This is a genomic window from Vibrio sp. 1641 (assembly GCF_033339995.1).
In the GTDB taxonomy this organism is placed as follows: Bacteria; Pseudomonadota; Gammaproteobacteria; order Enterobacterales; family Vibrionaceae; genus Vibrio; species Vibrio alginolyticus.
The window spans coordinates 530,849-553,835 of record NZ_JAWOVP010000003.1 but is presented as its reverse complement, the minus strand read 5'-3'; the positions used below and the strand labels follow the sequence as shown (position 1 = coordinate 553,835).

The window sequence follows — 22,987 nt, the reverse complement described above, 5'->3', positions numbered from 1 at the left end:
ACTTATTGCATGTCGTTGACAAATTTAGCGATTCTCTTGTCTTCTTAATGAGAAGAGTAAGGTAAGATAATCCGCTAAAGCTTTATATCAAAACAACCAGTTGGTTTGTCTTATATGTATCATCCTATCTCATTGTTTATTGGCTTAAGGTATCTTCGGGGACGCTCTGGAGATAGGTTCAGCCGATTTGTTTCTTATATGTCGACGGCGGGTATTACGATCGGTGTAATGGCGTTGGTGACGGTTCTTTCTGTGATGAACGGGTTTGAATCGCAGTTAAAAGAACGCATTTTAGGTGTGCTACCTCATGCCGTTGTTTCGCAACACGATGGAAAAACGCCTATGACCGAGTCTGCCCCTCCATTTGTTCAAGCGATGTCGAGTGAATCTCAGCCGGAACCTATCGTTAGAGGAGAGGCTGTTATTCAGAGTTCTGCACAGCTGACGGCTGGTTACCTCATCGGTATTGAACCTAAGAAAGGCGATCCGATTAGCAACCATTTGATTGCCGGACGATTATCGTCACTTCAAGCAGGTGACTACAATGTATTTTTGGGTCACAGTTTGGCGCGTTCACTAAAGGTCTCAATCGGGGATAAAGTGCGCTTGATGGTGACCAACGCAACGCAGTTTACCCCACTTGGCCGTATTCCTAGCCAGCGAAACTTTACTGTCTCAGGCATTTTCAATACGGGATCGGACGTTGATGGTCAATTAATGATTGTGAACATGACGGATGCATCTAAGCTGATGCGTTTCCCTAAAGACACGGTTTCTGGTTGGCGTGTCTTTTTCTCTGACCCATTTATGGTGACGGATTTTGCTGACCAACCCATGCCTGATGGATGGGAATGGAGTGATTGGCGCGAACAGCGTGGTGAGCTTTTCCAAGCGGTGAAAATGGAAAAGAACATGATGGGACTTATGCTAGGTCTAATTGTGGGTGTCGCTGCATTCAATATTATCTCCGCTTTAATCATGGTGGTAATGGAGAAGCAATCAGAAGTCGCAATATTGAAAACTCAAGGCATGACTCAATCTCAAGTGATGACCATTTTCATGGTGCAAGGTGCAAGCAGTGGTGTAATTGGCGCGATTGTTGGTGGCGCTGCGGGCGTGATCTTGTCACTTAATCTAAATGCGATTCTTGAATCTGCTGGTGTGGCGCTATTCAGCTTTGGTGGTCATCTACCCATCTTGATTGATTCACTGCAAATTCTTTTAGTGGTGGTATTGGCGATTGCTCTTAGCCTTGCTGCTACGCTTTATCCTTCTTATCGAGCATCTTCTGTTAAACCTGCTGAGGCACTTCGCTATGAATAAGCTATTAGAATGTCGTGATATTCGTAAAGTCTACCGAGAGGGTTCGTTAGATACGGAAGTGTTGAAAGGCGTAAGTTTCGATATCGACAAAGGGGAGTTGGTTTCTATTGTTGGCTCTTCTGGTTCGGGAAAAAGTACCTTATTGCATATTTTAGGTGCGTTAGATGACGCAACTCATGGTGAAGTTGATTTTCTAGGGCAAAACCTATCAGCTTTGAGCTCGAACAAACAGGCGGCATTACGCAACAAGCACCTTGGTTTTGTATACCAGTTTCATCACTTGTTGGCTGACTTTACTGCGCTTGAAAATGTGGCGATGCCACTGATGATTGGCGGTGCTAAAGTAGCGGATGCAAAACAGGCGGCTAAAGCGCTGTTAGATAAAGTTGGTTTGAGTCATCGGATGCAACATAGACCCTCCGAGTTATCGGGCGGTGAGCGTCAGCGTGTTGCGATTGCGCGTGCATTGGTGAATAAACCTGACCTGGTCTTGGCTGATGAACCTACGGGGAACTTAGATCACAATACGGCACTGTCTATCTATGATTTGATGCGCGAGCTCAATAAAGAGTCAAACATTGCATTTTTGGTTGTCACGCATGACAAAGAGCTGGCAGCAAAAATGGATCGTCAAATGCACATGCAAGATGGTTTGCTCGTAGATCGTTTTGTGACTGATACAGCATCTGCGGAGGGCTAGTTTTGTTTACCTCTTTAGCTTTGATGATTGGTGGTCGCTTCAGTCGAGCGAAAAAGCGCAACAAGATGGTGTCTTTCATATCGCTTTCTTCGACTATTGGTATTGCGGTTGGCGTTGCTGTGATCATTATCGGTTTGTCTGCAATGAATGGCTTTGAGCGCGAGCTGCAATCGCGTGTGTTGTCTGTGATCCCACACGGCGAGTTAGAAGGTGTTAATGGACCACTTCAGGACTACACCAAAACGATGAATCAAGCTCTAAAACATGAACATGTTGTTGCGGCAGCACCGTATGTTCGTTTTACGGGTTTGGCAGAAAAAGGCAGTAAGCTAAAAGCGATAGAAGTTCGTGGTGTAGAGCCTACTTTCGAGCAAGCGGTGTCTAGTTTGTCGAATTTTATTGACCAAGCTGCTTGGCAAAACTTTTATGCTGGTCAGCAGCAAGTGATCTTAGGCCGAGGTGTAGCAAACGAGCTAAATGTCGGCGTGGGGGATTATGTGACGTTAATGATTCCGCAAACAGGCGGCGCAAATAAAGTGCAGGCTCCTAAGCGTGTGCGCGTGAAGGTGTCAGGGTTCTTAACGTTGAATGGCCAAATCGACCACTCTCTAGCGTTAGTACCATTAGCTGATGCGCAGCAATACGCGAGGTTAGGGGAAGGGGTCACAGGCATTTCACTAAAAACTGACGATGTTCTCAATGCGCCTTCTATTGTTCGCGAGGTTGGTAGCATGGTTGATGTTTACGTGTATTTGAAAAGCTGGCAGCAAAAGTTTGGTTTTTTGTATCGCGATATTCAGCTCGTGCGCACCATTATGTACTTGGTGATGGTACTGGTGATTGGCGTGGCATGTTTTAATATTGTGTCTACGTTGATGATGGCAGTGAAAGACCGAGCGGCGGAAATTGCAATTTTGCGAACAATGGGAGCAAAAGATAGCCTAATCAAACGGATCTTTGTTTGGCAAGGTGTATTCTCTGGTGTATTTGGTAGTCTCGTCGGCAGTGTTATCGGTGTCTTAGTGGCGTTAAACCTGACTCCGTTAATTAAAGGGTTAGAGAGCTTAATTGGTCATCAGTTTTTATCGGGTGATATTTACTTCGTCGACTTCTTACCATCACAACTACACTGGCCAGATGTGGCATTGGTGTCAGTGACGGCGATAGTGCTTAGTTTACTTGCGACGTGGTATCCTGCTTCGCGTGCCGCAAGGTTGAATCCGGCGGCTGTACTGAGTTCTAAATAGCGGATTGTTTTACAATATGCGAAAAACAAAAAGGACCGAATTCGGTCCTTTTTTGTATTTATCCTACTTGAGTAACATCGCGTTTCATTCTAACTGTTAGATGCCCCTCAACTGATAGCTCAAATGCTGATTTTTACGCAGTAAGGTCTTATCTTATTTTGCGTTTTTGCCAGCTCCGTACCACCGAGTAGCGCCAAAGCCCTCGAATTCCGAAGTAGCCAATAATCGCGGATACAACCCCACAAATTGCGCAGCCCAATAGAAATGGAGGTCCAATGGTGCTCATTTGCTGCATGATGAATTCCCACGATAGTTCAAAGTGAAAAGGTTGCGGGGGAAGACGCATCACTAGAGCACCTAGCTTGTACGCAAAGTAAAATAGCACAGGCATAGTGATAGGATTGCTGATCCATACCAAAGCGACGGAGAGGGGCAGATTGACACCCAACATAATGGCCAAACCAGCGGCCATGATCATTTGGCTCGGCAGCGGAACAAAAGCCATAAATAACCCGACAGCAAAAGCCCCTGATGCCGAGCGGCGGTTTAAGCACCACAAGTTCGGGTTGTACAACACATTGCCGAAGACCTTCAATGCTTTTTGGCGTTTGATCAATTCATGATCTGGCATGAAGCGTTTTATCAGCTTTCTAGGCATAGGACAGCATGACTCTCTCAGAAAAAAGTTGGACCTTGGCGTTATTTGTAGCGAGCGTAATCTCGTCGGCTTGGTGGCCGACAATACCAGATTGGCGTTGGTTGCTGCTGGGAATAATAACCACTGGCTCAATAATCAAATTACGTCGTGGCTTAATTAGCATAGGCGCAATTGCGGGCTTTATGGTTGTCATCGTCCACGGCAATGTATTGGAGTCTCAGAGACAAGCCCTTTTTCAAGCAGGGGAGAATATTACCATAATTGGTAAAGTTGACAGCCCTTTTACGCAAATAAGTCACGGTTATGAAGGTATTGTCGCTATAGAAGCGGTAAATTCTCAAACTCTGTTACCTTTTCTTAAACCTAAAATCCGTCTTATTACGCCTTTTCCACTCGATGTTAACAGTGAGTTTACGACATCCATCTCGTTAAAGCCGATTACAGGTCTACGCAACGAAGCTGGCTTTGATGCTGAAAAGCACGCGATGGGTAAAAATATTATCGCCCGAGCGGTTGTTAACAAAGATGCTAAGTGGATTGTTCGTTCTAATGTATCTCTGCGTCAATCCATTATTGCCGATGTCGCTGATGATGTGTCTTCCCTTCATCATTTCTCGTTAATAAGTGCGTTAGTTTTTGCTGACCGTTCTTGGTTGTCTAAGGAAGATTGGCAAGCGCTCAGGGACAGTGGTTTACTGCATTTGGTCTCCATTTCTGGTTTACATATTGGTATGGCGTTTACTTTTGGGCTAGTCGTGGGCGGTACCGTTCGTTATCTATTACCCCAATACCAGTTGTTACCTAGCTTATATGGGCTGATCTTCGCTGTTGCCTACGCTTGGTTAGCGGATTTCTCTCTGCCTACTACGCGAGCAGTGTCGGTATGCGTTGTTTACGTTCTCCTGAAGTATACTCTGGTGCACTGGACTTCTTGGCGAGTTCTTTTGCTTGCAGTATCTCTACAACTGCTTGTCCAACCTTTTGCATCCTACAGTATGAGCTTTTGGTTATCGTACCTCTCCGTTTGTGCGGTATTGTTCGCAATTAATTTGATTCGACATCAAAGGGGAGGTTGGAAAGCGCGATTAAAAGCGTTATTGCTTACTCAATTGATGTTGAGCGCTTTAATCGTACCTGTTGGTGGCCATTTCTTCTCCGGTTTTAGTTTGTCCTCAATAGCCTACAACTTGGTATTTATTCCTTGGTTCGGATTTATCGTTGTACCTTTGATGTTTCTAGCCCTGTTCTCATCTTTGTTTCTTGAAATGATAGCGAAGCCTCTGTGGCATTCGGTGGACTGGTCATTACAGCCATTGAGCACGTCAATACAGTACGCAATAGGTTCTTGGCAACCTATTAGCATGGAAATGACAATGCTGGTTATGGCGATAGTGGTTTGCTTAATATTTCAACGGTTCATGTCTCAGTACGCGTGGTATTTGTTACTCGGCATCGTTATTAGTATCAAGCTTGCATCGGAGTATGAACCGCATTGGCGTATCGATGTATTAGATGTAGGTCATGGCCTTGCAGTGGTTGTAGAAAAAGACGACAAGGTGTTGCTGTATGACACTGGTAAAGCATGGCAAAGCGGCAGTATCGCAGAGCAGGTCGTCACTCCGGTTTTGCATCAACGAGGTTATGAAAGCATAGATACACTGATTCTAAGCCATTTCGATAATGATCACGCAGGCGGCCGCTTTTTCATTGAAGATGCCTTTTCTCCACAGCGTAAACTTAGTAGTCAATTCTTTATCGGATATGAGCCTTGCACTAGAGGTGACCAATGGAAATGGCAAGGATTAAACATGGAAGTGCTCTGGCCTCCTGCACTTGTTCAACGTGCGTATAATCCGCACTCCTGTGTATTACGACTTACTGACCCTATTTCTAACTTTAGTATGCTTTTTACTGGTGATATTGAGGCCATTAGCGAGTGGATTTTGCTTAGAGAACCCGGAAAGTTACAAAGCGATGTGGTGCTAGTCCCTCACCACGGGAGTAAAAGTTCATCGAATCCTCGATTTATCGAGGCGGTGAGCCCGAGTGTGGCGGTTGCTTCTTTAGCAAAAAACAATCGATGGGGAATGCCAGCGGAAAGTGTCGTTGCTTCATACCGAAAGCTTGGCATTACTTGGCTTGATACTGGTGAGGGTGGTCAGGTAAGCTTCTTTATTCACCGTGATAATTGGCGCTCAGAAACCAAACGTAGCGATACATTTGAGCCTTGGTATAGGCAGATGCTGCGTAAGGGAGTAGAATGAGAGTCTTAATGTAAGAAAATAAAGCACTTCTATGTCGATAAATACTGATGAAACGACTTGGCAGACGTTTAAGCGTCTATGGCAATTTATTCGCCTTTATAAGTCAGGTCTTGTCGTTGCAGTCATTGCATTAGTTATTAATGCCATATCAGATACCTATATGATTTCCCTACTAAAACCACTACTCGATGAAGGTTTTGGGAACGCTGAATCTGATTTTTTACGCACGCTTCCATTGATTATTTTTGCCATGATGTTCATCCGTGGCATAAGTGGATTTGTCTCCACCTACTGTTTGAGCTGGGTATCTGGCAACGTAGTTATGCAAGTCCGTCGCATGGTGTTCAATCACTTTATGCACATGCCAGTGTCATACTTTGATAAGGAAAAGACGGGCAACTTATTGTCGCGTATAACCTACGACTCAGAGCAAGTATCAGCGGCAACTAGCCAAGCGTTGGTGAGCATTGTCCGTGAAGGTGCAAGTATCATTGGTCTGTTAGTTTTGATGTTTTACAACAGCTGGCAATTGTCGCTAGTGCTGTTTGCTGTTGCTCCCGTTGTGGCATGGGGTATTGGTGTTGTTTCTAAACGTTTTAGAAAAATATCCAAAAATATGCAGACCATGATGGGTAACGTAACTGCATCAGCAGAGCAGATGCTGAAAGGCCATAAAGTTGTGTTGAGCTATGGCGGCCAAGACATCGAACGTCAACGATTTGAAAAAGTCAGCAACCAAATGCGTCAACAAAGCATGAAGTTGGTGACGGCTCAAGCGGCGGCTAACCCTATCATCCAAATGATTGCATCACTTGCAATTGTTGCCGTTCTTTATTTAGCAAGTATTGATTCGATTAAAGAGCAACTGACTCCAGGTACATTTACTGTTGTGTTCTCTGCAATGTTTGGTCTGATGCGCCCACTTAAAGCGCTGACTAACGTTACTTCTCAGTTCCAACGTGGTATGGCCGCGAGCCAAACGCTCTTCGCGTTAATTGACCTCGAGCCTGAGAAAAACGAAGGTAAGTTGACAGTTGAACGCGCAAATGGCGATGTTTCAGTTAAAAACGTAAGCTTTACTTACACTGGTGCAGAAAAACCAGCATTGGAAAATGTCAGCTTCGATATTCCAAGAGGAAAAACGGTGGCGCTAGTTGGCCGTTCTGGCTCAGGTAAAAGTACCATCGCGAACTTGTTCAACCGCTTCTATGATGTTGACAGTGGATCTATCACATTAGATGGGCATGATATTCGTGATTACGAGCTAAAGAATTTACGTCAGCAATTTGCACTAGTATCGCAAAATGTTCATTTGTTTAATGACACGATAGCAAACAATATTGCGTACGCAACGGATGGCCAATACGAGCGCAGTGATATCGAGAAAGCGGCAACACTCGCGCATGCGATGGAGTTCATCGGCAAAATGGATGATGGACTTGATACCATGATTGGTGAAAATGGTGCTAGCTTGTCTGGTGGTCAACGCCAACGTGTTGCGATTGCGCGAGCTCTATTGCGTGATGCTCCAGTGCTGATTCTTGATGAGGCAACTTCGGCTTTGGATACCGAATCCGAGCGAGCTATTCAAGCTGCACTTGATGAGCTGCAAAAAGATAAAACGGTACTTGTAATAGCGCACCGCTTATCCACAATCGAGAAAGCCGATGAAATTCTTGTGGTTGATGATGGTGCCATCATTGAACGTGGCAACCACGCTGAGCTTATTAAGAAAAATGGTGCGTATGCACAATTGCACCGTATTCAGTTTGGTGAATAAGCGCGGTGATTGAAAAAATCTGGTTTGAAAACCATCCAATAAAATACCTCTTGTGGCCGCTTTTGTGGCCGCTGAGTTTATTATTTGGAGCGATAAGCAAGTCAAAGCGAAAGCAATACCAAACTGGCCGTAAGCAAGCTTATAATGCGCCAATACCTGTTGTTGTGGTTGGCAATATCACTGCTGGTGGCAATGGTAAAACACCAGTTGTTGTGTGGCTTGTTGAGCAACTACAGCAAATGGGCTTTAAGCCGGGGGTTGTTTCTCGTGGTTATGGGGCAAAGGCTCCTGTCTATCCGTTAGTGCTAAAAGAAGATACGCCAGCGAAGCATTGTGGCGATGAACCTAAGTTGATTCATCGCCGTACAGGAGCACCTGTTGCGGTAGATCCTGTGCGTTCAAATGCTGTGAAAGCACTGCTAGATTTGGATGTGGATATCATAATTACGGATGATGGATTACAACATTATGCGTTAGGCCGTGATATTGAGTTAGTGATTGTGGATGGGAATCGCCGGTTTGGGAATGAAAGCCTGATTCCATTAGGTCCTTTACGTGAAGGTATTGAGCGACTTAAAGAAGTCGACTTTATCATCACCAATGGCGGTCAAGCGCATACGGGCGAAATCGCAATGGCTTTAGCACCCTCTAAAGCTATTAATCTTAAGACTAAGCAACATGTGGATGTCTCGGAGTTGAAAGATCTCGTCGCATTTGCGGGCATTGGGCATCCTCCGCGTTTTTTTCATACACTAAACTCGATGAACGCAAATGTTAAAGTCACAAAAGGTTTTGCTGACCATCAAGACTTTGATCAACAAGAATTAGAAGCATTGGCTCAACAAGGGACCAATGTGATTATGACCGAGAAAGATGCCGTCAAGTGCAGCCATTATGCGCAAGATAATTGGTGGTATCTGCCTGTATCTGCCCAGTTTGAGTCAAACGATGCAGAGCAAATTTTAAATAGAATAAAAGAGGTTAAAGCGGCTTATGGATCACCGTCTACTTGAGATTGTAGCTTGCCCTGTTTGCAAAGGTAAGCTGACGTACGATAAAGATAATCAAGAGTTGATCTGCAAATTGGATCGCCTTGCTTACCCGATCAAAGAGGGTATTCCAGTTCTGCTAGAGCCTGAAGCTCGCACTATGAGCATGGATGAGGGACGCTAATGTCTTTTACGGTTGTCATCCCTTCGCGCTACGCATCGAGCCGTTTGCCTGGTAAACCGCTAGCGGATATTGGTGGTAAGCCTATGGTTCAGTGGGTTTATGAACAAGCGCTACAAGCGGGTGCGGAAGATGTCATCGTTGCAACTGATGACGAGCGTGTTGCGAAAGCGGTTTCGTCATTTGGTGGTAAAGTTTGTATGACCTCTCCCCACCACGAATCAGGTACGGAGCGTCTTGCCGAAGTTGTTGAAAAGATGGCTATTCCGTCAGACCACATTATTGTTAATGTGCAAGGGGATGAGCCTTTGATTCCGCCGTCCATCATTCGTCAGGTTGCTGATAACTTATCTGGGTGTGAAGCCCCGATGGCGACGTTAGCTGTAGAAATAGACTCGGAAGAGGAAGTGTTCAACCCGAACGCTGTTAAAGTTGTCGCAGATGAGCAAGGCTATGCGATGTACTTTAGTCGAGCAACCATCCCTTGGGATCGCGATAACTTTGCTAAACAAGACAAAACTATTGCCAACCCATTAATGCGTCATATTGGTATTTATGCTTATCGAGCTGGTTTCATTAATACGTATGTCAACTGGGCACCAAGTGCATTAGAGCAGATTGAGTGTCTTGAGCAACTGCGAGTGCTTTGGTACGGTGAAAAAATTCATGTGGCGGTAGCGAAAGAAGCACCAGCGGCAGGGGTTGATACGCCCGAAGACCTAGAAGCCGTGCGCGCGATTGTTGAGAAGCAAGCGTAACAAATGCTCATATAGATTTAAGAATAAACAAGGCTCCTGAATTAGGAGCCTTTTTGTTTTACTTGTATCGCGGTATTAGTTAAATGTTAGTGTCGTATTGGTTCCGTTTAGGGCAGGTCGCTAACACCTCTCGGTGACCGGTGTCTTTCACTTCTTGGAGAATGACATCAAAGCCCCATAATCGATACACGTGCTTTAGAACTTCTTCGTAACTATCATCAAGTGGGATGCGGTTGTGAGGAACGTACTGCAACGTAAGCGATCGATCACCACGGACATCGACATTGAACACCTGAATGTTTGGCTCAAGATTAGATAAGTTATACTGAGCGGCTAAGGTTTCTCTAATGCGTTTATAACCCATCTCATCGTGTATAGCAGCGACTTCAATAAAGTTCTTATGATCATCATCGTTGATCGCAAACAGCTTGAAATCACGCATTAATTTCGGAGAAAGGTATTGGCTAATAAAGCTTTCATCTTTGAAATTATGCATCGCGAAATGCACTGCATCTAACCAGTCGGTTCCTGCTAGGTCTGGAAACCACTCCTTGTCCTCATCAGTTGGTTCTTCGCAGATACGCTTAATATCTCGGAACATGGCAAAGCCTAACGCGTAGGGGTTAATACCATTAAAGTAAGGACTGTTATAAGGCGGCTGAGCCACGACACTGGTGTGGCTATGTAAGAACTCTAGAATGAACTTTTCAGACACCAAGCCCTCATCATAAAGATGGTTGAGTATGGTGTAGTGCCAGAACGTTGCCCAGCCCTCATTCATAACTTGCGTTTGTTTTTGCGGATAAAAATACTGACTGATCTTACGGACGATCCGAACAACTTCACGTTGCCATGGCTCTAGTAACGGCGCATGTTTTTCGAAGAAGTAGAGCAAGTTTTCCTGAGGCTCACTTGGGAATCGCTCTTTAATGTCTTCCTCTTTCGTCTTGGCTGTCGGTACGGTGCGCCAAAGCTCATTAACTTGAGATTGTAGGTATGCTTCGCGTTCTTCTTGTCTTGCTTTTTCCTCTGTAATTGAGATTTTCTCTGGACGCTTGTAGCGGTCTACACCAAAGTTCATTAACGCGTGACAAGAGTCGAGCAGCTTTTCCACTTCTTTTACGCCATATCGTTCTTCACATTCGGCTAAGTACTTTTTGGCGAACAGCAGATAGTCGATAATAGAACTGGCGTCAGTCCACGTTTGGAATAGGTAATTACCTTTGAAAAAAGAGTTATGGCCGTAACACGCGTGTGCTATCACGAGTGCTTGCATTGTTACCGTATTTTCTTCCATCAAATAAGCAATACAAGGGTCGGAGTTAATCACAATCTCGTAGGCTAGCCCCATTTGACCATGTTTATAGTTCTGCTCTGTTTGAATGAATTTTTTACCAAATGACCAGTGGTTGTAATTGATTGGCATGCCGATGCTTGAATAGGCATCCATCATCTGTTCTGAAGTAATCACTTCTATTTGGTTAGGGTAAGTGTCTAGGCGATAATGCTCCGCGACACGCTTAATTTCTTTGTGGTATCGCTCTAACAGCTCAAATGTCCAATCTGGTCCATCTGGCAACACTTTACTGTTACGCTTCTTAGGCGCCTCTCCTGAGAGGTTTCTCGTTGCGGTATTCATCGCTAGCCTCCTTACGCCGTTTCTTTTTGGAATAGTTCACGAAAGACTGGGAAAATATCCTCCACAGAGCGAATGTTTTTCATTGCGAAATTAGGAAACTCTTCAGTGAGTTTTTCGTACTCATGCCATAGAGTTTGGTGCGAGCGCCGCGTGATCTCTATGTAAGAGTAGTACTGACAGTTTGGAAGTAATTTGTTCACTAACAGATCCCGGCATCTTGGCGAATCATCTGCCCAGTTGTCACCGTCGGATGCTTGAGCTGCATATATGTTCCACTGACCAATCGGGTATCGCTCTTTTACTATCTCATCCATTAACTTGAGCGCGCTAGATACAATGGTACCCCCGGTTTCTTGTGAGTAGAAAAATTCGTGCTCGTCCACTTCCTTCGCTTGGGTATGGTGGCGGATAAAGACGACTTCGACATTCTCGTAGGTACGAGTTAAGAACAAGTACAAAAGAACATAGAAGCGTTTTGCGATGTCTTTCGTTGCCTGGTCCATCGAACCGGATACGTCCATTAGACAGAACATGACCGCTTGGCTCGATGGTACCGGGCGTTTCTCATAGTTCTTGAAGCGTAAGTCGAAGGTATCGATGAACGGCACGCTTTCGATTTTCTTGCGCAGTTCTTCAATTTCAGCCTTCAAGCGGTTCTCTTCAAACTGCTGAGCAGGTTCAATATTTTTGATGCGAGCAAGTTCGTCTTCTAACTCTTTAAGAAGTCGTTTCTTACCAGCAGTCATTGCAGTACGGCGCGCAAGAGATTGTTGCAGAGAACGTACTACGGCGATATTGGAAGGGATACCGGCAGTTTGAAAGCCTGCACGGTGTGTTTTCCATTCAGTGATTTTGGCAATTTGGTTTTTTTCTAGATTAGGCAGCTCGAGATCTTCGAACAAAATATCGAGGTACTCATCTTTTGATATTTGGAATACAAATTCGTCTTGGCCTTCTCCATCTGGACTGGCGTTCCCTTCTCCAGAGCCGCTACCTTGACCGCCACCTTTGGGACGCTCAATTTTATCACCAGTAATGAATTGATCGTTACCGGGATGAACTCGTTCGCGAACACCACCTTTGCCCTGATGAAATATAGGCTCATTGATGTCTTTGTGAGGGATAGAGACGTCTTCGCCCGTTTCCGTATTCGTAATCGAGCGTCGATTCACTGCGTCTGCTACCGACTCTTTTATTTGCTCTTTGTGGCGCTTCAAGAAGCGCTGTCGATTAACAGCGCTCTTGTTCTTGCCATTGAGCCTTCGGTCTATAAATTGCGCCATGAAATAGCCCTCTTCATGTTTCACAAGCGACCTAACTCAATACTGGGTTAGGATGACTTACGTACTCGTAGGTACCACTCAGAAAGTAGGCGAACCTGTTTCTCGGTATAGCCTTTTTCCATCATGCGAGCGACAAAGTCGTCGTGCTTCTTCTGATCTTCAGAAGAGGTTTTCGCATTAAATGAGATAACCGGAAGTAGCTCTTCGGTATTGGAGAACATTTTCTTCTCGATTACTGTGCGCAGTTTTTCGTAGCTGGTCCAAACCGGGTTTTGACCATTGTTATTCGCTTTCGCACGAAGCACAAAGTTAACGATTTCGTTTCGGAAATCTTTCGGGTTAGAAATACCAGCTGTTTTTTCGATCTTCTCTAGCTCAGCATTCAGTGAAGAGCGATCAAATAGCTGACCAGTTTCTGGATCTCGGTACTCTTGGTCTTGAATCCAGAAGTCTGCATAGGTGACATATCGGTCGAAGATGTTTTGGCCGTATTCAGAGTAAGACTCAAGATAAGCGGTCTGAATCTCTTTACCGATAAATTCAACGTATCGAGGTACTAGGTAGCCTTTCAAGAACTCGAGATATTTCTCTGCTGTTTCAGCAGGGAACTGTTCGCGCTCAACCTGTTGTTCAATCACATAGAATAGATGTACAGGGTTGGCTGCCACTTCGGTTTGGTCGAAGTTAAATACGCGTGACAAAATCTTAAAGGCAAAACGTGTTGAGAGACCGTTCATGCCTTCATCGACACCAGCATAATCACGATACTCTTGATAGCTTTTTGCCTTTGGATCCGTATCTTTCAGCGTTTCACCGTCGTATACGCGCATCTTAGAGAAGATGGACGAGTTTTCAGGCTCTTTAAGTCGAGAAAGAATACTGAATTGTGCCAGAGTCTCGAGCGTGCTTGGTGAACAAGGGGCTTGAGACAACTCACTGTTTTCAAGAAGTTTTTGGTAGATTTTGACTTCTTCTGAAACACGTAGACAGTAAGGTACTTTCACAATATAAACACGGTCCAAGAACGCTTCATTGTTCTTGTTGTTACGGAAGGTCTGCCACTCAGATTCGTTTGAGTGAGCCAGAATCATACCGTCGAATGGAATCGCAGAAAGGCCTTCTGTACCGTTGAAGTTGCCTTCTTGCGTTGCTGTTAACAGCGGGTGAAGCACTTTGATTGGTGCTTTGAACATCTCAACGAATTCCATTAAACCTTGGTTTGCTTTACACAGCGCACCGGAGTAGCTGTAAGCGTCTGGATCGTCTTGCGAATAGTGTTCAAGCTTACGAATATCGACTTTACCAACCAATGATGAGATATCTTGGTTGTTTTCATCGCCTGGTTCAGTTTTGGCAATACCGATTTGGTCAAGGATAGAAGGGCGTACTTTCACTACTTTAAATTTGGTGATATCACCACCAAACTCGTGAAGACGTTTAGCGGCCCAAGGAGACATGATCGAGCGAAGATAACGGTGCTCGATGCCATATTCTTTTTTCAAAATATCGCCATCTTCTGTGGCTTTGAATAGGCAGAACGGATGGTCATTCACTGGGCTGCGTTCGCCGTTAGCAGTAAGAACATAAATAGGCATCTGTTCCATCAGAGCCTTAAGCTTTTCTGCAAGCGAAGACTTACCGCCACCTACAGGGCCAAGTAGGTAAAGAATCTGCTTACGCTCTTCTAGGCCTTGCGCCGCATGTTTTAGGTAAGACACAATTTGTTCTATGGCATCTTCCATGCCATAAAAGTCTTTAAAGGTTTCATAACGAGAGATAACACGATTCGAGAAGATTCGGCTTAGTCTCGGATCCTTTGCCGTATCGATTATCTCTGGTTCACCAATCGCCATCAGTAGGCGTTCTGCTGCATTAGCATAAGCGCTTTTGTCATCTTTACACAGGGCTAAAAACTCCTGTAACGACATCTCTTCATCTTTTGCAGCTTCATATCTTGATTGATAGTGGTCGAAAATACTCATGTCGCTTTCCCCTTTAATAGTCAGTCTACCGACGAACGTTGATTCAGGCTTTCCACCAACAGTTATGCTCGTTGTTGTTTGAATATACGTCCTGTTATCACATTTGGTTCGTACAGAATGTAAGATTGGCGACACCAAAGACTTTGCTTTATGGACGGTTTTTTCGTTACAACGGTGAGCGGTGGATATGAATTTTTCAATCACAGCCTTTCTCTACTTAAGCCTAGTCGGGGATTTGCAATTTTGCTTAACAATTATGAATTTATTGTAAAAGTGACATTTGAATCACTCTTTTATTAAGGACGAATTTATGTCGTGAATAGGTGCAATAGAAATCAAATATTTGGCAAAGACAGAAGAGTCTCAGTGATTCGTTGTTCTACATTGAGCAAGGTAAGTGAAAGAGGTAGGAAGAGAGCAAAGTCTTAGATAAGTTTGTGACAGGGTAAATAACAAGGAGAGCGGGCGCTCTCCTCATCTTAGACGACCATTTTATGCGCTGAAGATTTGCGCTAGTTCGTTTTCACATAAATGATACTGACGAGGGCAGTTACGCCAAGTTTGCAGCATACGGCGGTATTTATCTAGCATCGGCATTTGGCTGTTAAAGTGATGATCTGCCTTGTCAAACTGAGGGTACAAACCTTCAGAATCGATGAGAAAACGTACGTAATGTACTTGTTGCGCTTCTGAAGCGATATCAAATCCCAAGAACTTCAAGCGGCGCTGATCTACGTTGCTGCGGTCTTCATTGTCTAGCATGTTGTAAGATTCTTGCATCGCATGATACATCTCCATAACGTCGATGATCTCACGACATTCTGCTTCTGAGAGGCAGCCGAAATCTTTGTTCAACTCTCGCATTTGTAGTTCATAACCACGTTCAACGATCGTTTGTAAGCGTTTGTATTTGGCCGCATTACTTGGATCAAGTTGAGACATAAGGTTGTATTGGTTTGATAGAATCAAACGTTGAGCGTTTGACATTTCCATGGTGACCTCACTAGATATCTAATACATTTTTAATGTGCTTAGGTTAACGCTTAAGACATGAGTGAAACATGATCTCAACACATATTTAATACTAAAAAATGGCAAGAACTGTCACTTTTGACCAGTTTGAAAACACTTATTTATGGTAATGATTGTATATGTAGTCTCGGTCTGAAAATACTCTCAGCCACTCTGGCTTGAATACGGTTAAAACCGCCAGTGCCATACCATTTAGTAGACCTTCAGGAAAGGCGAGCAACGGCACAAAAACAAAGTAGTTATGTTGAATGGTTTCCCAATCGTAGTGACCAACTGATAGGTGATAAAAAGAGTTAATGATGAGGTGCAGACTTCCTGTTATCGCGCCATTGAAAAATCCAGCAACGAAGATGAAAACAAAAATGTTTCGTGGCAAGTAGTGGTAACTCAGAAGAAACACTAAGTAACTAATGAAAATCGGAATTAGGGCTGATAGAACTAACGACGTGGGTAAGAGTAGCAAGGACACATCATGTAGTAGGTGGTTGACCAACATAGCGGGAATGCTGAGTAGAAATGCCATGCGCCAACCATACATCATCGTCAGCGTTGTTAGTGCAAGAAAATGAATCTGTAATCCTTCTTTTACACCTGCTTGAGCTGTCCATAAAATACTGAAAAAGAAGAGCGTTGCAAAAACGAGGTGCTGAAATCCTTTTTCTTTTTCCAGTTTGGGCCAAACGACTTTTTTCCAATCTGGTAGGCAGTAGACTACTACTATCCAAATTGAGACAACAAGAGAGCCTAAGTTAAACAAATCCATGTTACTTCCTTCCTATGCGAACATGACGCAATCATTTCTATCGTTCTTTTTATACCTAAATGACCGCAGAGAAACTCACTGATAAGGCTTAGATATAATCAAAAAAATACCAGCAATAAGCTGGTATTTTAAAGAGGTTAGTCTTGCGGTTCACTTAGTATTTTACGTTATCGTTGTATTGAGCAAGAATGGATTGAATTTCATCCATGGTTTCTTTCGGTGGCGGGTTTACGCCTTCGAGTGGGTATTCTAAGCCTAACGCTTCCCACTTATGAGCCCCTAATTTGTGGTAAGGAAGTAACTCGACCTTTTCGATGTTATCCATGTCTTTAATAAATTCACCAAGCATGTGTGCTGCTTCTGGGTCATCTGTGTAACCAGGCACGACGACATAGCGAATCCATGTTTTCTTTCCGATTTTTTGCAAGTAACGAGCAAAGTCCAATGTGCGTCGGTTGGATACACCAATGAGATCTTGGTGCACTTCGTCTTTCATGTGTTTGATGTCAAGCATGACTAAGTCTGTTGCATCCAGTACTTCATCGATAACATCAGTGTGCTTACGAACATAACCGTTAGTATCTAGACATGTATGAATGCCTTCGGCTTTAGCAGCGCGGAAAAAATCACGTACGAATTCCGGTTGAAGCATCGCTTCGCCGCCAGAACAAGTAACGCCACCGCCTGATGCATTCATGAAGTGGCGGTAACTTTTCGCTTCGGAAATGATTTCTTCAACCGTGACTTCTTTGCCATCATGCGTGTCCCAAGTATCGCGGTTATGGCAATACTTACAGCGCATTAAACAACCTTGCAAGAAGACGATAAATCGAATACCAGGTCCGTCTACGGTACCACATGACTCAAATGAGTGAATACGACCAGCTGTTGACATCTTTTGCTCTCATTACTAGTAAATTCTAGCTGTTATTTTATTACAAAAAGCAGGGTTAAAACAGCTTTGTCGGTACTAAAGGCAAGGTTATTTGAAGAAAGAAAATAGATGGAGCCAATCTACATAAACGCTTGAACACGAGGTGGTTAATACCTACCCCGAGAACTTGCCGTGTATCTAGATTGACTTCGATGCTGGGATAATCCAGTTTTTAGAAAAAGGCGAACACGGAGAACGAGCCTGTCCCATAAACATCGGTTTGGGCTTCTTCATAATCCGGTGTTTTAATCGTAAAGGTGATGCTTGCACCGTAATTTTGGTTGTACCAAGATACCCCCGCGACGGCACTTGCTTGCCAATTTTGCAGTGTGACGTCGTATGGCGCTGACGGTTCAGGAATGCCAGGACGATCTCCTTCGATAGTCATGTCATTAAAGCGGTAACGACCTTCAAACCCGGTGAACAAGAACCAACTCGACGTGTTCTGAGCGATCATACTTGCTGAGAAAGGGCTTTCGACACTGATATTGGCTGCTCCGATGCTATTCGCTAGGTTTGTACCCCAACGAAACATGACGCCTTGAGAGACATCACTACGGAAGTTACCCGCATTGATGTCGTTAATGTTGGTGATCTCCCATTGTGTTTTTTGTTCTTCGCTGCGCATCAATTTGTTAAATACGCGGTAACCAAGGCTGAACGCAACTTTATCTTCAATCTGGTAATCCCAACCTTGAGGGTCCGTCGATCCTGTTATGCCGTGAACGATTTCTTGCGCCTTTTCTGATAGCGAACTTTCACCCGTAGCTCCTATGGTGAAATTGTACCGTACAGCTTTGTCACTCGTTAGGGAAAGGTAGTTGATTTCGGTGTGTAGGTAACCGGCATATGGGCGATCATTGATTAGTGGATAATCGGCTTCAATGTCGCTTGGAGTCCACATTTTGTGGCCAAGAACCAACTCTATTTTATCGATATTGGCGTGCTCTGAGTTAGCTAGACTCAGCCATTTCCATTGGCTTTCTTGTGTCAGTTGGTCTGTCGCGTAAGAAAGGAAAACACCATTCGTATAGTCTTGATCGACGCCAAAAATACCATCGTTGTCGATGGTAAAAGAAACCGTAGACTTAGTGGATGCTATTGCAACTGGAGAAAGAAGGGTAAGAATAATTAATTTACTAAATCTCATAGACTTTATTTGCTAACTTTTTTCGCATCATACGTAAGAATGCGGGCAAAAGTCTTTCGCGATATCACAACTTTCATTCAAGAAATAAAAAAGGCTGATGCTACTTAGCATCAGCCTTTGTTGTATTACTAGAACGTTATTTCGCTATAGTCTTATAGAGACTCAGTGAATGTACGCGCGATTACGTCAGCTTGTTGCTCTGCAGTTAGAGAGTTGAAGCGAACAGCGTAACCAGATACACGGATTGTTAGCTGAGGGTATTTCTCTGGGTGCTTAACTGCGTCTTCTAGAGTTTCACGGTTAAGAACGTTCACGTTTAGGTGTTGGCCACCTTCGATACCCGCTTCGTGGTGGAAGTAACCATCCATAAGACCAGCAAGGTTAGCGCGTTGTGAACCCTCATCTTTACCTAGCGCGTTAGGTACGATAGAGAATGTGTAAGAGATACCATCTTGTGCGTCAGCAAACGGCAGTTTAGCAACTGAAGTTAGTGATGCTACAGCACCTTTCTCGTCACGACCGTGCATTGGGTTTGCACCTGGAGCAAATGGAGCACCAGCACGACGACCGTCAGGCGTGTTACCAGTTTTCTTACCGTAAACCACGTTTGAAGTGATAGTAAGAATTGACTGAGTAGGGATTGCATCACGGTAAGTCTTAAGCTTACGGATTTTGCCCATAAATACAGAAACAAGTTCACATGCAATGTCATCAACGCGTGGGTCGTTGTTACCGAATTTAGGGTAATCGCCTTCGATTTCGAAGTCGATTGCTAGACCGTCTTCGTCACGAATTGGCTTAACTTTTGCGTATTTAATTGCAGATAGTGAGTCAGCCGCAACAGATAGACCAGCAATACCACAAGCCATAGTACGTTTAACGTCACGGTCGTGTAGAGCCATTAGTGCCGCTTCGTAGCTGTACTTATCGTGCATGAAGTGGATAGCGTTTAGTGCAGTCACATATTGTTTCGCTAGCCAATCCATGAAGTGGTCCATTTTCTCCCACAGTTCATCGTAGTTAAGAACATCGCCTTCGATCTTAGGCATTTGCGGGCCAACTTGGATTTTTAGCTTCTCATCCACACCACCGTTGATGGTGTAAAGCATTGTTTTCGCAAGGTTCGCACGAGCACCGAAGAACTGCATTTGCTTACCAACAACCATTGGGGATACACAACATGCGATCGCGTAGTCGTCAGAGTTCATGTCTGGACGCATTAGGTCGTCATTTTCGTACTGAATAGAAGAAGTATCGATAGATACTTTCGCACAGAACTTCTTGAAGCCTTCAGGTAGTTGCTCAGACCAAAGAACAGTGATGTTTGGCTCTGGAGAAGGACCCATAGTGTATAGTGAGTTTAGGAAACGGAAGTTTGTACGAGTAACTAGCGTACGACCGTCAAGACCCATACCACCCATAGACTCAGTTGCCCAGATAGGGTCGCCAGAGAATAGATCATCGTACTCAGGAGTACGTAGGAAACGAACCATACGTAGTTTCATTACGAAGTGGTCGATCATTTCCTGAGCTTGTTCTTCAGTTAGCTTACCAGCCGCGATATCACGTTCGATGAAGATGTCTAGGAACGTAGAAGTACGACCTAGAGACATAGCCGCACCGTTTTGAGATTTAACAGCAGCTAGGTAACCGAAGTAAGTCCACTGAATAGCTTCTTGCGCAGTTTCAGCAGGACGAGAAATATCACAACCGTATTTTGCAGCCATTTCTTTGATTTGACCTAGAGCACGGTGTTGCTCTGCGATCTCTTCACGAAGCTGCATTGTCATTTGTAGGTCTTCGCCGTTCTCAAAACGCTCTTGTAGAGAAGAGAACTGAGCGAATTTATCCTTCATTAGGAAGTCAATACCGTATAGAGCAACACGACGGTAGTCACCGATGATACGACCACGACCGTATGCATCTGGAAGACCAGTCAGTACGCCAGATTTACGACACGCCATGATTTGAGGAGTGTAGATATCGAAAACGCCTTGGTTGTGAGTTTTACGGTATTCTGTGTAGATTTTTTTAACTTGTGGGTCTAGCTCGCGGTCGTAGGCTTTGCATGAACCTTCAACCATGCGGATACCACCGTTAGGGATGATCGCACGTTTTAGAGGAGCGTCAGTTTGAAGACCTACGATAGTTTCTAGGTCTTTTTCGATGTAGCCTGCATCGTGAGCAGTGATGGTAGAGATAACTGAAGTATCAAAATCAACAGGAGCGTGAGTCGCGTTCTCTTGTTTGATGCCTTCCATTACCTTAGCCCAAAGCTTGTTAGTCGCTTCAGTACCTTCAGAAACTAGGAAAGATTCATCGCCTTCGTACGGAGTGTAGTTCTTCTGAATGAAATCACGAACGTTTACTTCGTTTTGCCAGTCGCCTGCAGCAAAACCTTCCCAAGCTTTAGCAAATTGCTCTGCCATGACATACCTACCTTTTTAGTAGAAAAAAATACGTACTGCTTCGCCGTTGAGCCAGCTATCCCCAGATAAAAGAGGGGAACAGTACACTCTTATGAATAACAATATTTATAGTCTTAAATTTACGTATTCGATTTACAAAACTATAAATATTGTCACTAGTTTTAACGTTTCTCTTTTTAAGCAACAGTTAGAGGTTAAACTAAAATTTTTTTGCAAACCTTAAACTAAATCAATAAATCCTCAAAAATCTCGATAAAAATGGGGTAGCGACGAGCGCTACCCACAAATTTCTGGACTGCTAGCTTATAGCCAAGCTTGGATGCCATACTGGCCTTCAAGCATACCAACTGCAAGCATAGCAACTAAACAGATAACAAGTACGCTTACTGGGATCACAATCTTGTCTACAAATGATAGGCGAGACGCGCGCTCTTTATCTCCAATTAAACCGTTGTTATCTAAAAGCATAGTTAGTGCCCAAGCTAGAACTGGATTAACAACGGCAGAACCAAAGATACAAATGCCTGCTGCTTGTGAGTCTTTCGAGTCCTTCACCATCTGCATGCCAGCTTCAAGCAGTGGTAGAGATACACCAACGAGAAGAGCAACGCGCATAACTGGAGGCCATACTGCAACGTCCATAGGAAAACCAAGGATTGCAACAATAATACATAGAGAGCCTAGTAAGATGGCACCAGCAGGAATAGGGCGTTTCGCGATTGCAGCAGGGATCATGTAAGTCCCCCAAGATGATGTGATGTTACCACCACCCACTGCAGTACCGACCATTTGGCGAACGGAACACATTGTCATTGTGTCATCAACGTCCATCAGCACTTTCTCACTCTTACGTGGGTAGTTCATCTCTTGGAAGATACGGTGACCCAAGAAGTCAGGTGACCACATTGCTACCGCAAGAATGGCGAATGGTAGTGAAGCGATGAAGTGTTCCATATTAGGAAGACCAAGCATCCAACCTTCTTCTGTTGAACCCCACCAGTAGATTGGATTTAGGTTTGGAAGGCCTGTCTCGGTTACGAATTTAATATCGAAGCCTGCGCCAAGAGCAAGTGCGATTGCAAGTCCAGTGAAGGCACAAACAGGGATCGCTAGCCAGCGTTTGTTCACTTTAGCAAGGAACGCGTATAAGCCAATGGTAACCGCAAGAACAATTAGACCGATGTAACCCATGCTACCAGCGGCAACCGTATCGGATTGCAAACCAACAGCCCAAGCTTGAATAGAGTTAATTTGGCTCATGGTTCCGGTTAAACCTAAGAAAATAAGAAGGCCACCAGCCGTACCTTCAGAGGTGAGGTTAACCAGTTTTGACCCACCTTTTAAGAGGCTCAAAATCAAACCAAACACACCAATGAGAATTGCTAATGCAAGAGGGTGAGCACCAGCAAGAGCGATGGTACCAATAAGAGGGATCATTGGGCCGTGGTTGCCTGCTAGGTTGGCTTTAGGGTTAATAAAACCAGAGGCAAGTACACAGAAAAGAAGTGCAGGGATGAGCATTTCTACACGCGCAACTTCGATAGCAAAGTCCTTGCCTAAGTTTACGTGGTCCCATGCTGCAGTAAGACCTTCAGCCCAAGACATCATTACCGCAGAGTACATTGCGATAATACCGATAGTACCAGCAAGCGCTGGAACAAGGTCTTCAAGCTCAAAGCGGAAGTCACGACCTGGCAAGTTCAAGCCAAAACGACGTGGCTTCATGATTTGTAGTTCGTGGTCTAGGTAGTCTGAACGGCTTGCGAACTCAGATGCTGGACGATGAAGCTCACGGTAGCTCTTGGTCTCGATATCTGAATCAGAGTGCGTTTTGTTAACTGCGTCTGACATAGATTCCTCATATATTTAAAAGTT

The 22,987-nt window shown here is 44.3% G+C and carries 18 protein-coding genes; 8 read left to right on the top strand and 10 right to left on the bottom strand.

Going from position 1 to position 22,987, the window contains the following annotated elements; all coding sequences use genetic code 11:
* Window positions 1-114 precede the first annotated feature (114 nt).
* Genes lolC through lolE form a run of 3 tightly spaced genes read left to right on the top strand, consistent with a single transcriptional unit; the run spans window position 115 to window position 3,270 of the window.
* Complete coding sequence (lolC, locus tag R7Z47_RS10320) at window positions 115-1,323, top strand: lipoprotein-releasing ABC transporter permease subunit LolC (protein ID WP_031778997.1); 1,209 nt, start codon at window positions 115-117, stop codon at window positions 1,321-1,323.
* Entirely contained in the window at window positions 1,316-2,023 is a 708-nt protein-coding gene (gene lolD, locus R7Z47_RS10315) for a lipoprotein-releasing ABC transporter ATP-binding protein LolD (protein ID WP_005378457.1), read from the top strand. The genes lolC and lolD overlap by 8 nt, the downstream gene beginning before the upstream one ends.
* A 2-nt stretch (window positions 2,024-2,025) precedes the next feature.
* The gene (gene lolE / locus R7Z47_RS10310; RefSeq protein WP_186584400.1) at window positions 2,026-3,270 is read left to right on the top strand and encodes a lipoprotein-releasing ABC transporter permease subunit LolE; all 1,245 of its coding nucleotides are present in this window, start codon (window positions 2,026-2,028) and stop codon (window positions 3,268-3,270) included.
* 148 nt (window positions 3,271-3,418) lie between these two features.
* On the opposite strand, the gene R7Z47_RS10305 is transcribed toward lolE, so the two are convergent.
* Window positions 3,419-3,928, bottom strand: coding sequence for a DUF2062 domain-containing protein (locus tag R7Z47_RS10305; RefSeq protein ID WP_005387834.1), 510 nt, complete (start codon window positions 3,926-3,928; stop codon window positions 3,419-3,421).
* 8 nt (window positions 3,929-3,936) lie between these two features.
* Here R7Z47_RS10305 and R7Z47_RS10300 point away from each other — a divergent pair, with 8 nt between their 5' ends.
* Genes R7Z47_RS10300 through kdsB form a run of 5 tightly spaced genes read left to right on the top strand, consistent with a single transcriptional unit; the run spans window position 3,937 to window position 9,900 of the window.
* The gene (locus tag R7Z47_RS10300; protein ID WP_318130045.1) at window positions 3,937-6,192 is read left to right on the top strand and encodes a DNA internalization-related competence protein ComEC/Rec2; all 2,256 of its coding nucleotides are present in this window, start codon (window positions 3,937-3,939) and stop codon (window positions 6,190-6,192) included.
* A 31-nt stretch (window positions 6,193-6,223) separates the two neighbouring features.
* Entirely contained in the window at window positions 6,224-7,972 is a 1,749-nt protein-coding gene (gene msbA / locus R7Z47_RS10295; protein WP_017820018.1) for a lipid A ABC transporter ATP-binding protein/permease MsbA, read from the top strand.
* A 5-nt stretch (window positions 7,973-7,977) separates the two neighbouring features.
* A complete protein-coding gene (gene lpxK, locus R7Z47_RS10290; protein ID WP_064353741.1) occupies window positions 7,978-8,985 on the top strand; it encodes a tetraacyldisaccharide 4'-kinase in 1,008 nt (335 codons plus the stop codon).
* Entirely contained in the window at window positions 8,966-9,145 is a 180-nt protein-coding gene (locus R7Z47_RS10285) for a Trm112 family protein (RefSeq protein WP_005378451.1), read from the top strand. The genes lpxK and R7Z47_RS10285 overlap by 20 nt, the downstream gene beginning before the upstream one ends.
* On the top strand, window positions 9,145-9,900 hold the full coding sequence (kdsB, locus tag R7Z47_RS10280) for a 3-deoxy-manno-octulosonate cytidylyltransferase (RefSeq protein WP_064353742.1): 756 nt from the start codon (window positions 9,145-9,147) through the stop codon (window positions 9,898-9,900). Before R7Z47_RS10285 ends, kdsB begins: the two co-directional genes overlap by 1 nt.
* A gap of 79 nt (window positions 9,901-9,979) precedes the next feature.
* Here kdsB and R7Z47_RS10275 read toward each other — a convergent pair whose 3' ends face one another.
* The 9 genes from R7Z47_RS10275 to R7Z47_RS10235 all read right to left on the bottom strand — a co-directional run bounded on the left by R7Z47_RS10275 (window position 9,980) and on the right by R7Z47_RS10235 (window position 22,963).
* Window positions 9,980-11,539, bottom strand: a complete 1,560-nt coding sequence (locus R7Z47_RS10275) for a SpoVR family protein (RefSeq protein ID WP_005378449.1) — start codon at window positions 11,537-11,539, stop codon at window positions 9,980-9,982.
* An 11-nt stretch (window positions 11,540-11,550) separates the two neighbouring features.
* A complete protein-coding gene (locus R7Z47_RS10270; protein WP_005378448.1) occupies window positions 11,551-12,822 on the bottom strand; it encodes a YeaH/YhbH family protein in 1,272 nt (423 codons plus the stop codon).
* A gap of 47 nt (window positions 12,823-12,869) precedes the next feature.
* Window positions 12,870-14,804 (bottom strand): PrkA family serine protein kinase, encoded by a 1,935-nt coding sequence (locus tag R7Z47_RS10265; protein ID WP_005378447.1) that lies wholly within the window; start codon window positions 14,802-14,804, stop codon window positions 12,870-12,872.
* Between the two features lie 492 nt (window positions 14,805-15,296).
* On the bottom strand, window positions 15,297-15,797 hold the full coding sequence (locus R7Z47_RS10260) for a YfbU family protein (RefSeq protein WP_064367974.1): 501 nt from the start codon (window positions 15,795-15,797) through the stop codon (window positions 15,297-15,299).
* Between the two features lie 136 nt (window positions 15,798-15,933).
* Window positions 15,934-16,599: an energy-coupling factor ABC transporter permease gene (locus tag R7Z47_RS10255; RefSeq protein ID WP_005378445.1), complete on the bottom strand. Its 666-nt coding sequence runs from the start codon at window positions 16,597-16,599 to the stop codon at window positions 15,934-15,936.
* Window positions 16,600-16,753: 154 nt separating this feature from the next.
* On the bottom strand, window positions 16,754-17,494 hold the full coding sequence (gene pflA / locus R7Z47_RS10250; RefSeq protein WP_005378444.1) for a pyruvate formate lyase 1-activating protein: 741 nt from the start codon (window positions 17,492-17,494) through the stop codon (window positions 16,754-16,756).
* A 211-nt stretch (window positions 17,495-17,705) separates the two neighbouring features.
* Entirely contained in the window at window positions 17,706-18,683 is a 978-nt protein-coding gene (locus R7Z47_RS10245) for a lipid A deacylase LpxR family protein (RefSeq protein ID WP_005387855.1), read from the bottom strand.
* Window positions 18,684-18,835: 152 nt separating this feature from the next.
* Window positions 18,836-21,112, bottom strand: coding sequence for a formate C-acetyltransferase (gene pflB, locus R7Z47_RS10240; RefSeq protein ID WP_005378442.1), 2,277 nt, complete (start codon window positions 21,110-21,112; stop codon window positions 18,836-18,838).
* 303 nt (window positions 21,113-21,415) lie between these two features.
* The gene (locus R7Z47_RS10235) at window positions 21,416-22,963 is read right to left on the bottom strand and encodes a DUF3360 family protein (protein ID WP_005378441.1); all 1,548 of its coding nucleotides are present in this window, start codon (window positions 22,961-22,963) and stop codon (window positions 21,416-21,418) included.
* Window positions 22,964-22,987: the final 24 nt, after the last annotated feature.

Coding starts and splice junctions, on each gene's coding strand:
- kdsB (WP_064353742.1), top strand. CDS start 9,145: ATGTCTTTTACGGTTGTCATCCCTTCGCGCTACGCATCGAGCCGTTTG.
- R7Z47_RS10245 (WP_005387855.1), bottom strand. CDS start 18,683: ATGAGATTTAGTAAATTAATTATTCTTACCCTTCTTTCTCCAGTTGCA.
- msbA (WP_017820018.1), top strand. CDS start 6,224: ATGTCGATAAATACTGATGAAACGACTTGGCAGACGTTTAAGCGTCTA.
- R7Z47_RS10265 (WP_005378447.1), bottom strand. CDS start 14,804: ATGAGTATTTTCGACCACTATCAATCAAGATATGAAGCTGCAAAAGAT.
- R7Z47_RS10305 (WP_005387834.1), bottom strand. CDS start 3,928: ATGCCTAGAAAGCTGATAAAACGCTTCATGCCAGATCATGAATTGATC.
- R7Z47_RS10270 (WP_005378448.1), bottom strand. CDS start 12,822: ATGGCGCAATTTATAGACCGAAGGCTCAATGGCAAGAACAAGAGCGCT.
- pflA (WP_005378444.1), bottom strand. CDS start 17,494: ATGTCAACAGCTGGTCGTATTCACTCATTTGAGTCATGTGGTACCGTA.
- R7Z47_RS10255 (WP_005378445.1), bottom strand. CDS start 16,599: ATGGATTTGTTTAACTTAGGCTCTCTTGTTGTCTCAATTTGGATAGTA.
- lolD (WP_005378457.1), top strand. CDS start 1,316: ATGAATAAGCTATTAGAATGTCGTGATATTCGTAAAGTCTACCGAGAG.
- R7Z47_RS10235 (WP_005378441.1), bottom strand. CDS start 22,963: ATGTCAGACGCAGTTAACAAAACGCACTCTGATTCAGATATCGAGACC.
- R7Z47_RS10300 (WP_318130045.1), top strand. CDS start 3,937: ATGACTCTCTCAGAAAAAAGTTGGACCTTGGCGTTATTTGTAGCGAGC.
- lolC (WP_031778997.1), top strand. CDS start 115: ATGTATCATCCTATCTCATTGTTTATTGGCTTAAGGTATCTTCGGGGA.
- pflB (WP_005378442.1), bottom strand. CDS start 21,112: ATGGCAGAGCAATTTGCTAAAGCTTGGGAAGGTTTTGCTGCAGGCGAC.
- R7Z47_RS10285 (WP_005378451.1), top strand. CDS start 8,966: ATGGATCACCGTCTACTTGAGATTGTAGCTTGCCCTGTTTGCAAAGGT.
- R7Z47_RS10275 (WP_005378449.1), bottom strand. CDS start 11,539: ATGAATACCGCAACGAGAAACCTCTCAGGAGAGGCGCCTAAGAAGCGT.
- R7Z47_RS10260 (WP_064367974.1), bottom strand. CDS start 15,797: ATGGAAATGTCAAACGCTCAACGTTTGATTCTATCAAACCAATACAAC.